Source organism: Pseudoalteromonas luteoviolacea NCIMB 1944, assembly GCF_001625565.1.
Classification (GTDB): domain Bacteria; phylum Pseudomonadota; class Gammaproteobacteria; order Enterobacterales; family Alteromonadaceae; genus Pseudoalteromonas; species Pseudoalteromonas luteoviolacea_F.
The window spans coordinates 117198-128802 of record NZ_AUXS01000013.1; the positions used below are offsets into that span (position 1 = coordinate 117198).

Annotated in this window: 13 protein-coding genes; 10 read left to right on the plus strand and 3 right to left on the minus strand. The window is 42.1% G+C overall.

What is annotated here, in order from left to right; genetic code table 11:
- Positions 1–19: 19 nt before the first annotated feature.
- Complete coding sequence (locus tag N483_RS02440) at positions 20–784, minus strand: hypothetical protein (protein ID WP_036975101.1); 765 nt, start codon at positions 782–784, stop codon at positions 20–22.
- Positions 785–1523: 739 nt separating this feature from the next.
- Between N483_RS02440 and N483_RS02445 the strand changes: the two genes are divergently transcribed.
- Together N483_RS02445 and N483_RS02450 are read left to right on the plus strand one after the other, a co-directional pair.
- On the plus strand, positions 1524–2090 hold the full coding sequence (locus tag N483_RS02445; RefSeq protein WP_023397721.1) for a YceI family protein: 567 nt from the start codon (positions 1524–1526) through the stop codon (positions 2088–2090).
- Entirely contained in the window at positions 2080–2619 is a 540-nt protein-coding gene (locus N483_RS02450; protein WP_023397722.1) for a DUF1285 domain-containing protein, read from the plus strand. Before N483_RS02445 ends, N483_RS02450 begins: the two co-directional genes overlap by 11 nt.
- Here the strand turns inward: N483_RS02450 and yihA are convergent.
- Positions 2616–3260, minus strand: coding sequence for a ribosome biogenesis GTP-binding protein YihA/YsxC (gene yihA, locus N483_RS02455; RefSeq protein WP_023397723.1), 645 nt, complete (start codon positions 3258–3260; stop codon positions 2616–2618). The two genes, N483_RS02450 and yihA, sit on opposite strands and share 4 nt — an antisense overlap.
- Before the next feature lie 351 nt (positions 3261–3611).
- On the opposite strand from yihA, the gene N483_RS02460 reads away from it, so the two are divergent.
- The 4 genes from N483_RS02460 (at position 3612) to N483_RS02475 (ending at position 6648) form a co-directional block, all read left to right on the plus strand.
- On the plus strand, positions 3612–4244 hold the full coding sequence (locus tag N483_RS02460) for a c-type cytochrome (RefSeq protein WP_023397724.1): 633 nt from the start codon (positions 3612–3614) through the stop codon (positions 4242–4244).
- Positions 4245–4880: 636 nt separating this feature from the next.
- Complete coding sequence (locus N483_RS02465; protein ID WP_036975103.1) at positions 4881–5561, plus strand: class I SAM-dependent methyltransferase; 681 nt, start codon at positions 4881–4883, stop codon at positions 5559–5561.
- A complete protein-coding gene (gene yihI, locus N483_RS02470) occupies positions 5558–6136 on the plus strand; it encodes a Der GTPase-activating protein YihI (protein WP_023397726.1) in 579 nt (192 codons plus the stop codon). The genes N483_RS02465 and yihI overlap by 4 nt, the downstream gene beginning before the upstream one ends.
- Positions 6133–6648, plus strand: coding sequence for a DUF2489 domain-containing protein (locus tag N483_RS02475; protein ID WP_023397727.1), 516 nt, complete (start codon positions 6133–6135; stop codon positions 6646–6648). The genes yihI and N483_RS02475 overlap by 4 nt, the downstream gene beginning before the upstream one ends.
- A gap of 54 nt (positions 6649–6702) precedes the next feature.
- Here the strand turns inward: N483_RS02475 and N483_RS26840 are convergent, their stop codons facing one another.
- A complete protein-coding gene (locus N483_RS26840) occupies positions 6703–6855 on the minus strand; it encodes a hypothetical protein (RefSeq protein WP_023397728.1) in 153 nt (50 codons plus the stop codon).
- A 286-nt stretch (positions 6856–7141) separates the two neighbouring features.
- Between N483_RS26840 and N483_RS02480 the strand changes: the two genes are divergently transcribed.
- The 4 genes from N483_RS02480 (at position 7142) to astA (ending at position 11594) form a co-directional block, all read left to right on the plus strand.
- Complete coding sequence (locus N483_RS02480; RefSeq protein ID WP_023397729.1) at positions 7142–7723, plus strand: anthranilate synthase component II; 582 nt, start codon at positions 7142–7144, stop codon at positions 7721–7723.
- Positions 7724–7768: 45 nt separating this feature from the next.
- Positions 7769–8944 (plus strand): HDOD domain-containing protein, encoded by a 1176-nt coding sequence (locus tag N483_RS02485; RefSeq protein ID WP_023397730.1) that lies wholly within the window; start codon positions 7769–7771, stop codon positions 8942–8944.
- A gap of 323 nt (positions 8945–9267) precedes the next feature.
- Positions 9268–10479 (plus strand): aspartate aminotransferase family protein, encoded by a 1212-nt coding sequence (locus N483_RS02490; RefSeq protein ID WP_023397731.1) that lies wholly within the window; start codon positions 9268–9270, stop codon positions 10477–10479.
- 86 nt (positions 10480–10565) lie between these two features.
- Positions 10566–11594 (plus strand): arginine N-succinyltransferase, encoded by a 1029-nt coding sequence (astA, locus tag N483_RS02495; RefSeq protein ID WP_023397732.1) that lies wholly within the window; start codon positions 10566–10568, stop codon positions 11592–11594.
- The last annotated feature ends 11 nt before the right edge of the window (positions 11595–11605 follow it).

Consider the following 11605-nt stretch of genomic DNA (forward strand, 5'->3'; position numbering starts at 1 on the left):
TACGTTCAAAACGTATGGATTAAGCCAGCTTAAATCTATATGCCTTCCTGACACTTTCTGGTTGTTCATGCATCAATGTCCGTTTCATGTCAGAAAAGCTTGGAATTTCTGCGTTGTCTATTTTATCCATAATAATTTTTAGCTCGTCAGAAATGTGCAATGTGCTTGCAGAGATAGACAATTCATTGAGTTTGTATATTTCAGACACGGCTGGATGGAACTTAGCGTCTGACAACCGTTTGTTTACCCTATAAGGGATCTGCCACCAAATATAAGTTTTCTCAGGGATTAGATTGAAACTTTCTCCAGGTCGGTCCTTGACTCCTTTAGCATCTGCAGTACCAAAGTCGATGGCTTTCCATTGGCCATTTTTACCTATTCCTACATTTGAGGCTTTGATATCGTTATGGTAAATACCGCTTTTAATTAATCTTCTTCTAATGATATAGAGGTCTCTGGCGAGATTTACTTCCGAGTCGAGCACCTCATAAGGGTTGGTTGAATAAACTGCTGGGTTTGCTGGCTGTGAAAGTAGTGATGTGAGTGTGGTCACTTTTTCCATCAATATTCCAGTTTTAGTGTAATAATTTCCAGTTTTGTGTGCCCAATAATCCAATGGACGTTCTTCAGATTTAGTCTTTTCTGGTTGTCGCGTGACGGGAGAAATTTCTCCATAAGCAAACGGCTGGGCGACATGGTTTTTACTTTTTTGCCAAGCTTGACGCTGTGCTGTGTATTCATAGTCACCGACGCTTTTGCGTCCGTAACTGAATGTTTTTAGCACTTTTCCATCTAAACTAGTGTCATAAATCTTTCCGAAATTCACTGAATCGATAAGTTTGGTGAGGGTAAATCTGTACTGGGACCCTTCAATTTGAAGGTCATCTGACTGTGATTTAGCTTGGTTATCTGTGTTGTGGTGTTTGTGGTCGGGTGTTTCATTTTATGTTTGCACGCCTGCCTCCAGCTCATATTCGATTAATTTGGTACAATTTACGGTGCCCTCACCATTAAAGTCGCATCTGTTCAGTTAATGTGATGTCATGTTTTTCAAGTTGTCTCTATTTATTCATTTTTAGGGCAGGAAACTGTCAATGAACTTGGCCAAGCTAAAATGCCGCTATGTCCCGAATTTACTGGGCCTGTGTAAAGCTAACGTAAAAAATATCACTCGTTTGTTTAAAAACTATCAAATTGGCTCGTTATTTGCTTTGTGCTGTTTATTTCTAGATGGCTATTTGCTACAGTTCGCGCCGTCCTCATCCTGTAGGACATCCTGTTGATGATGTATCTCTCGAAAGAGGATACTGTGTATTGATAGCTTCTCCCCAGATTGCTATAACGGCTCGTAAAAGGTTTATACGAGCCGATTTTTCTCTCTCGCTTGATATCATCCGTATTTCAGACAGCTTTGTGTCTCGCTACCGTGTAATTTACTAAGCGCTACTCCATTTGACACCATCCTAACTCTCTTCATATTTATTTGTTAAGATGTGAGAAACTTTTACATACAGGAATACGTCATGCTTAAGCCTCTATTGATCGGTAGCTTATGTTTTATGTCTCAAGCCGTGTCTGCTTGGCAATTAAATAATGAACTGAGTGATCTGAGTTTTACTTCAATCAAACTGAATAGCATTGCTGAAAATCACCATTTTACTTCGCTATCGGGCCAAATTAGCGATGCAGGTAAACTTAAAATCGCTATTGACCTGAGTAGCATAGAGTCTTTGATCCCGATCAGAAATGAGCGCATGAAAAAGGTGCTGTTTGAGGTCTCAGAATATAAAGCGGCAACTATTGAAACGGATCTAACACCGTGGTTACCTCAACTGAAAGACGGCATGCAGATTATAAAAGCTCTGCCTGTTACGCTTAACTTACATGGCAAAAATTTAGTATTGAAGCTGGATCTAGTTGTCAACAAGCTGGGCAAAACAATGCATGTATCTTCTCAGCGCGCAGTGTTGATCAACAGCCGTGATTTTGATCTCGAAGGTGGCGTAGAAGCTCTGCGTAAATTAGCGGGCCTAAGTCATATTTCGCAAGCTGTACCAGTTACATTTAATTTGGTATTCAATGACCAGTAAACTTGCGCAGCTATTAGCACACTATGTTTCATCACACTCACCAACGGAGCGCTGGCAAGCTGGTGAGTGTGGTGTGGGTGAGTTTTCAATTGACACGAGTGGACGCTGGTATCATCAGGGGGATGAAATAAAGCGGCTTGCTTTGGTAAAGCTGTTTGCCAGTGTTTTATGTCGTGAAGATGGAGCGTATCGGTTAAAGACACCCTCTGAAACTTGTCTTGTCTCTGTTGATGCGAGCCCGTTTGTTATTGTTGCTTGGCATGAATGCCAAATAGCTGCTCAATATGGGGTTGCGCCGACGATAATATGTGAAGATAACTTAGGGCGATTTTGGCCAATTTGCGATACTTTTCCTCTATATTTAGACGATTATAAAGGGCAGCAGATCCCACACTTGAAGCTAAATTATGGCTTACATGCGCGTATAGATCGCAATGTATTTTATCAATGGATAGAGATAGCAGAGCTCAGTGAGCAAAATGACATGATGCTATTGCGCTCTGCTGGTAAGACGTTCGAATTGAGTTAGTTCGTTTGTGCGTCTTCGTCAGTTTCTTCTTTAACGTATGGCCCTAAAAACCAATCATCTAACTGCCAAGCGAGCTCTTTCAAACCAAGCCCTTTCAGTGATGAAAATGCGTGTACGGTAATATCACCATCAAGTTCCGATAGTGCTTTACGTACCTGTAAGACTTCCGCTTTTCGTTTACCTTGCTTTAGTTTGTCGGCTTTGGTGAGTAGCGCAAGTACGGGGATATTACTGCCAACAGCCCAATTGATTAGATCCATATCTAAGTCTTTCATAGGGTGGCGGATATCCATCAGTACAACAATACCTTTTAAGCTTTGGCGCTTTTGTAAGTATTCACCTAATGATTTTTGCCATTTCTTTTTCATCTCAATAGGCACTTTTGCAAAGCCATAACCTGGCAAGTCAATAAGCCTTCTTTCTTCATCGAGTGCAAAAGTATTAATCAGCTGGGTGCGGCCAGGTGTTTTACTGGTGCGAGCGAGTTTTTGGTCTGTCAGAGCATTTAATGCGCTGGACTTGCCGGCGTTAGAACGCCCTGCAAATGCGACCTCTATGCCACTGTCTGCGGGAAGGCGGGAAATATCAGGTGCACTGGTTATGAAAGTAGCGCGATTATATGGCATACGAGATTTTAACACTCTAACTCCTAGACGGATTAATTGATTCTTTTGTTCATACGTATTTTATTACATCTGTCACACAATGCAAAAGTAGAGAAAGTCGACAATTTTTAGCTGCGTCAATAGAATTTCTGAACTAAGTTTAATCTATGTCAATTACCTATAAAATTTGTGGTTTTATAATGGCCGCAAAGCATGGCGGGGCTTTTTTATTGTCTAGAATGTAAAAGTTGCAACGTAAAACAAAAACATTGAGCGTCACTTAATTCACTTAAGTCAATGTACATAGAATAGCATTTGCCCAGTGTCGTGAAATTTAGCGTATTTCTATTGGGTTGATAGTTACAGGGTCGGAACAGAGAATTTACCATGAAAAAAATAGCATTATCTTTAACTATGCTACTAAGTACGTTGTCATTTAACAACGCAGTAGCATTCGATGGGGACGCCGAGGCTGGTAAGGCAAAAGCGGCAACATGTGCAGCGTGTCATGGACCAAATGGCAATGCTCCTGTAACTATGTACCCAAAAATAGCAGGTCAGCACGCTGACTATATTTATAAACAGCTCAAAGAATTTAAGCTTGGCATGACGTCGGGTGGTGCTGAGGGTCGCATGGAACCGGTGATGAGTGGCATGGCTATGCCGTTGTCAGATCAGGACATGAAGGATTTGTCAGCTTACTTTGCCGCTATGCCTATGAGTGCAGGGACCACGCCAGAAAGCGTAGTTACAGAAGGACAAAAGCTTTACCGGGCAGGTGACGCTGAGCGTGGCATTCCATCTTGTATGGCATGTCATGGTCCCAGAGGGAATGGCACGTCGTTGGCAAAATTCCCAAAAATTTCCTTCCAGCATCCTGAATACATAAAAGCGCAACTAGAAAAGTTTCGTGATGGCTCTCGTGAGAACGATGCCAACGGAATGATGAGAGATATTGCAGCGAAATTAACAGACAAAGACATTGAGATTTTATCTAAATATCTAGGCGGCTTGCACTAAAGTCGTATTTGATTTTACGCGACGTCGCGTAGACTTTTAGTATCGAAAAAGGCAGCGTAATCGTTGCCTTTTTTTGATCTGTGCGCTGTGAGATATTTCTCACTTTGTGTGTAAGATAGTGACGTTCCTAAATTGTAGGACTTAACGCAAATTGAATTTGTTTTTTTGTGTAAGTCTATGTATTTAATTTGTTTTTATTTTAACGGCTGTTGCTAAGGTAATAATTTTGTTATTGATTAGTTGTAACTGTTTAAAATAAGCGTAGATTAATCCCTGTCGTCGAGACAATACAAAAACAGGGACAATTCGAAACGGAAGCGTAGACGGCATATATTATGTGTTCATTTGAATACAACCTAACAAGGATGATTACAAAAGCGTTAGGAAGACCGAAAAGAAAAAAAGCAATGGAAGTTTGATAACAAAAACAATATGGAAAGTCTCACGGAAGTACAATAAAAACAAAATGGAAGATAAATAATAAGAAAAATAAAGACTAAAAGTCGAAGGGAGAAGTGTCCGGATTGTGACGCTCAGATTAGCAGGCGGTAGAGAGTAATCTCTGCCGTCTTTTTATTTGTACACTTTTTAATTGCTGTTACAATACTCCTTTTAAGTACGTTTGGTTCATCACCTTTGCAAAATCCACAAAAGCTCCAATGTGGCCTCTGTGAGTCAGAGTTGCTCGAACATTATCACCAAGACAAGTTTCGCGATTACTGGCAGTGCCAGCAATGTAAATTAGTCTGTGTGGCGGCCTGTGACAGATTATCTCCTCAAGAAGAAAAAGCCATTTATGACAGTCATGAAAACGACTTAGATGATACGGGGTACCGCCGATTTTTATCGCGTGTGTTTGAGCCCGTTAACTCGCGTTTGCAAGGCCATCAACATGGGCTTGATTTTGGGTGTGGTCCGGGGCCTCTGTTGGCAAAGATGTTTGAAGAGGTTGGGCATTCAGTCGCACTGTATGATTTATACTATGCTGACAACCCAGAAGTGTTGCAGCGACAGTATGATTTTATAACGTGTACAGAAGTGATAGAGCATGTTGGGCACCCTAAGGCTGTGCTGACGCAGTTATTGGCAATGTTAAAGCCCGGCGCTCCACTTGCATTGATGACCAAACTAGTAATAGATCCGAAACGTTTTGCATCTTGGCATTACAAGAATGACCAAACACATATCTCATTTTTTAGTCGCGAAACGTTTGAATATATAGCAAAGCAATTTAGCACCAAGCTCGAGTTTATTGGCAATGACGTGATCATTCTAAGTAAGCAAGAGGTGGCAAAAGTAGATGGTAGAGAAGCATGACTAGAAAGAAAAAATCACGCAAGTTAGGTGAAAACGGCACACCGAGATTAAGTAAGGAAAAGCTTCATGAATTACGCGCTATGAAAGAGCAGCGTATTAAAAAGAACAAAGGAAATAAAGCGGGCTCGAGAAATGCCCAAGAAGCCAAAATTGAGATCAAGTCGCAGGCTGGATCACAGAAAGATCCGCGTGCAGGCAGCAAGAAAAAGATTGCGTTAATACCTGAGGCCGCTCAGCCGCAGACTGAGCCGCAATTGAAGCGACACCTGACACCACAAGTATCGCTCACTAAAGCAAAAGAGCCGGAGCTGACCCTTGAGCAAGAGTTGCAACAGCTTGAAAACGATGAACGCCTGATGAAACTACTTGAACGTCATGAACGTGGAGAGTTATTAACAGGCAAAGATGCAAAGTTCTTTAACCGTGCCATTGCACGTCATCAAGAGTTGTGTGAGATCCTTGGCATTGATGATGAGTTTGAAGAAGAAGATATGATCGAAGCTGATCCATTAGCGGATTTTGTCAGTAATGATCTGGCAGATGAGTGGTTAAGTGATGATGAGGATGAGCGATGAGCACAATGTGGGTAGTCGCATTAGTCGTCGGTGCTTTAATTGTTGCGGGTTTGGCATTTTATGCCGGTAAGCTGCTGTGGCAACTCAAAGTTCAGAATGACACGATTGCTAAATTGAAAGAAGAGCAAGCGCAAAAGCTTGAACAGTCTAGGCAAGAGCGAAATGGCAAATTGGCGGATAGCATTAACCTGATCGCCAAAGCCATGAAGCAAAAGCAGTGCGAATATTCTGAGGGGTGTTTGCGGGTTTGGGTCCTGATCTCTCAATACAGTTTTGACTCAGAGGTGGTACTAGAAAAAGTCTACCCTGGGGTGTACGAAATGTATGACGAAGTGAAGGAAATGCCTACACACGATGCGCGTAAAAAGTACTCGAAAAAAGAGATTTTTAAAATGGATACGCAGCGCTGGCGCGCAGAGGAGCGACTTGAAGCGCAAATTCTGCAAGATTGCGATAAACTGCTTGAGGAGTTCAAAGCGTTACCAGGTAGTGAAAACGTAGTTTTTCAATAAAGCTGTGTGGAATAAAGCTGGGTCGCGGTAGTGTGGGCCCAGCTTTATGCTTATTTATGCTGTTTTACAAGTTACATCCTGGCCTGCGGAGAAGTCATTGTCTGGAGACTTAAATGCGCCACCGGCAACGAGTTGGGTTTTTTGAGCGTTGATGGCCTGATTTTCAGATAAGTTTTTGATGCATTTCTTTTTGATTGTGAATTTCATTTCTTTTTCCTTATAGTTGTATGCACCGCTTAACTATTTTCGTTTTTTCCTTATTTGTCCAGTGGTCATATGTAACAGGTTGTGTGTCACTATTGCATAAAAGTGATAATTGAGATGAGTGCACTCAGAGGTTTTGCCAGTGGTTTGACAAAATGTGTTACTATGCCCGCCTTATGTAGCTATTGCCTAGCTGTCTACCTTTATTAAGAGCGTGACAGAGGGGTAGGTTGGATATTGATGTAGTATGCACAATGGTGAGTCTTAAAAGTTTAGAGGTAAACGCTGAATGTTATTAATGATAGACAACTATGACTCGTTCACATTTAACCTCGTTCAGTATTTTCAAAAGTTAGATCAAGACGTTTTGGTCAAGCGAAATGATGAAATATCTATTTCGCAAATTAGGCAACTTAATCCCGATCACATTGTGATATCACCTGGGCCGTGCAGTCCTGATGAAGCCGGTGTTTCTTTGCAGGTTGTACAACAATTACAAGGGCACTTCCCGATTTTAGGTGTGTGCTTGGGTCATCAAACGATTGCACAAGCTTTAGGTGCACGCGTACATCGAGCGAAATCAGTGATGCACGGAAAAGTGTCGCGAATTTATCATGCAGATAAAGGTATGTTTGCAGGCCTGCCTAGCCACTTTAATGTATGTAGATATCACTCTCTTGCGGTAGATGCTGCGACTTTACCCAGTACATTACAAGTGACTGCCTGGACCCAAACAGAACAAGGGAAACTAGATGAAATTATGGGCTTATGCCATACTGAGCTTGCATTGGAAGGTGTGCAATTCCACCCAGAGGCAATCTTAACTGAGTATGGATTAAGACTACTTGATAACTTTATTGCTCGCTTCTAACCTTTAAAGAGCTTTCTTTTAATATACCGAAAAAGACTATAATTGATGACACAAGACATTAGGCAGTCACACATTGCTAAAGCAATTGCTCAGCGTGCACATGACGTTCTAATTAGCCATAACTTTGCTCAACAGCAGATAGGTTATATTCACACATTTGACATGAACTTTGGTGAGTCTATTCCACAGCGAACAATGCTTGAAGTAGAGCTCGCGGCTGCGGCAAAACGTCAAGAAAAAAGCACCAGTCATCACAAGTACATTGCAAAAGCGAGTAATCATTTACACCAAGTTATTGAAAGTGGAATAGAGACTCAATTAAGCGACTTAGATTCTATCTATACCGATGTTGTTGGCGTGCAAGATGCGGTTCCAACCGTATTGGATATTCTTGCGGTTAAATCTGCATCAGTTGGTCGTTTGGAACCTCTGGTCAATGATTTGTCATGGTTGGGAAGAGACTTAGTATCGCTGGTCAATTTGCCGCAATATCGCAAAGTAAACAGTAAAGGCACGTCGGTTAAAGTCGATACACCCGCATTGGCCTTGCGCTATTTGGGTCTGGAAAACTTGCAAATGGTGATCCCAACGTTTGCCGTGCGTCACTGGATGCCACATTCAACTGAGCCCTTCCCATTATTAAAAAGAAAGCTAAGAGACGTGAGCATGGCCAGCGCGATAGCAGCCAAAGCTCTTGCCCCACTCTATGATGTCAAAGAGCAGCACGCCTTTACTTTGGGGATGTTACTTGATCTGGGCAAAATTGCATTGACCCGTCTATACCTTCGGACGTTTGAACGTGTTTGGCAGGCAAAGGTAAAGATTGCCAGAGATAAAAATCAAAAAGATTTGCACACAGCGCTATTGGAGCTAGGACCAGATCCCCTGTTTTTGAGAAACTTACTGTTAGAGCATGCGGCGGTTGTATCTCAGCGATTGATCGAGCAAATGTCGTTTAAGTACTTACCTTTTAATGCTGCCATGTCAGAGTTCGCGCAAAGTTATTTGCCTGACGTGAATAATAATACAGCTGAATTGTTACCTTTAACGCAGGTATTGAAAAAAGCGTATGGGTATGCGCAATACCAACTTTTAAAAGACAGTCATTTAATTGAACCAGATGAAGCAAAAGATTGGTTCATCTATCTCAATTTAACCGATCAAGAAGAAAAATTGTTGGAAAAAACGTCTCTACAGAGCCTTCAGCTGACAATTTTGTAAAAAAACTGGAAATTTTTTCACGCTTATTCATTCATTCGCCCCATCGCAAAGGATCGACTAAAATCCTTGTATGATGGGGGCGTATCCAATCATGTCGCTAATAGTTATTCACTGTTCATGAAAAAATATACTAAAGCCTTGAATATCAAGGCTTACAGGAATGTTTTATATGAGACATACCGGTATTTTTTTGGAATAATGTGCGTATGAAATTTGCGCCAATTTGGGTAAATTCGGATCTTTTACAGTATTGCTTAAGGTGATTTCGTGTAATGCCGGCCACTCAAATTTCAGTGCTGAACTCGCTAAAATGAGGAATTAAAATGACTATTAATCGTGAATTATTCGATCAAGTAATGGTACCTAACTATTCACCTTCTGCTGTTATCCCTGTGAAAGGTGAAGGTTCTCGCGTATGGGACCAAGAAGGTCGTGAATACATCGATTTTGCAGGTGGTATCGCTGTAAACTGTTTGGGTCACTGTCACCCTGCACTTGTCTCTGCACTTAAAGAGCAAGGCGAAAAAATCTGGCACTTATCTAATGTCATGACCAATGAACCTGCACTAAGACTGGCAAAGAAGCTAACTGATGCGACATTTGCTGACAAAGTTTACTTTGCGAACTCAGGTGCTGAAGCGAACGAAGCAGCTCTGAAACTAGCTCGTCGTTGGGCGCTTGATAAATTCAACGCTGAAAAGTCTCAAATCATTGCCTTTAATAAAGGTTTCCACGGTCGTACTTTCTTCACTGTAACTGTGGGTGGTCAAGCGGCATATTCAGATGGTTTTGGTCCAAAACCTGGCGATATCGTACACTGTGACTACAACGACCTAGCTGCGTTTGAAGCGCTAATCTCTGACAACACATGTGCTGTGATGATGGAACCGCTACAAGGTGAAGGTGGTATCGTTTCTCCTGAAGCTGAATTTGTGAAAGGTGTACGCGAACTTTGTGACAAACACAATGCGTTACTGATTTTTGACGAAGTACAGACAGGTGTAGGCCGTACAGGAGAGCTTTATGCATACCAAGGTCTTGGTGTTACACCAGATATCCTAACAACTGCAAAAGCACTGGGTGGTGGTTTCCCAATTGGTGGTATGATCACAACTACAGAGATTGCGCAGCACCTTAAGATTGGTACTCACGGCTCAACTTATGGCGGTAACCCGCTGGCGTGTGCTGTGGCTGAAGCTGCATTTGATACAGTTAATACACCTGAAGTGTTGAATGGCGTGAAAGAAAAAGAAGCGTTATTCCGTGAGCTGTTGACAGCGATCAATGATAAGTACCAAGTGTTCTCTGAGATCCGTGGTAAAGGTCTATTGATTGGTGGTGTGGTAACAGAGAAGTATGCAGGTAAGGCTAAAGAGTTCTTAACTGAGGGTGTTAAAGAAGGCGTTATGTCACTGGTTGCCGGTGCAAACGTGGTTCGTTTTACACCATCTCTAGTGGTGCCAGAAGCAGATATCCGTGAGGGTATGGCTCGCTTCGAAAGAGCGGTTGCTCGCGTTGTAGAAAACAACGCATAAGTTGTCGCGCAAACCATAGCGATAACCAACGTGGCGTTCTGTTGAGCGCCACCTGTCTAAAGGTTTACTGAGGAGTAAGCGGGCTCATGATGATCCTTCGCCCAATCCAAAAAAGCGATTATCCAGCGCTTTTGAACATTGCCCAAGAGTCGGGGCATGGTTTTACTTCATTACCTCTAAATGAAGAGTTGTTACAAAACAAGATTGAACGTTCAATGACGTCTTTCAGTAAAGAAACAGATGTGCCATTTGATGAAGGGTATCTGTTCGTGCTTGAAGATTCAGAAACGGGAGAGGTTGTAGGCACCAGTGCAATTGAAGCTGCAGTGGGGCTGGACGACGCGTTTTACCACTATCATTTGAGTAAAGTTATCCATTCTTCTCGCACTTTAAATGTTTATAAAGCAGTGGATATTCTAACGCTGTGTAATGACTACACCGGTGCGACAGAGCTATGTACTCTATTTTTGAAAGATAAGTACCGCAAAGGCTTAAATGGTAAGCTTTTGTCCAAGTCACGTTTTATGTTTATTAATCAGCATAAATCACGATTTGCGGAAACAGTCATTGCTGAAATGCGTGGTGTATCGGATGAGAATGGCAGTAGCCCATTTTGGAAGTGGTTAGAAGAGCACTTCTTTTCGATGGATTTTCCAACCGCAGATTACCTGACGGGCATTGGTCAGAAAGTATTTATCGCAGAGTTGATGCCAAAGTATCCTATCTATGTCAACCTGCTGAGTGAAGAAGCTCAAGCTGTTGTTGGTGAAGTACACGATAATACACGTCCTGCGATTGAGCTTTTGAAAGGTGAAGGTTTTACTTTCAATGGCTATGTCGATATTTTCGATGCAGGCCCTACAGTTGAAGCGAAAGTTGACAATATTCGTACTATTCGTGCAACGCAATTTTTCAAAGTGTGCATTTCCAAAGAAGGAACAGAGCACACAAATGGTTCCCCAGTACTTATTGCTAATGATAAACTTGCAGGCTATCGTGCTACGGCAGTTGAGCTTGAAGTGCCTCAGGGCGGTGACGAAATCACCATCTCGGCAGAATTGGCAAATGCGCTTCAGGTAGCTGAAGGCGACACTGTTAGCATCGCAACTCTTTAATTGGGATAGAA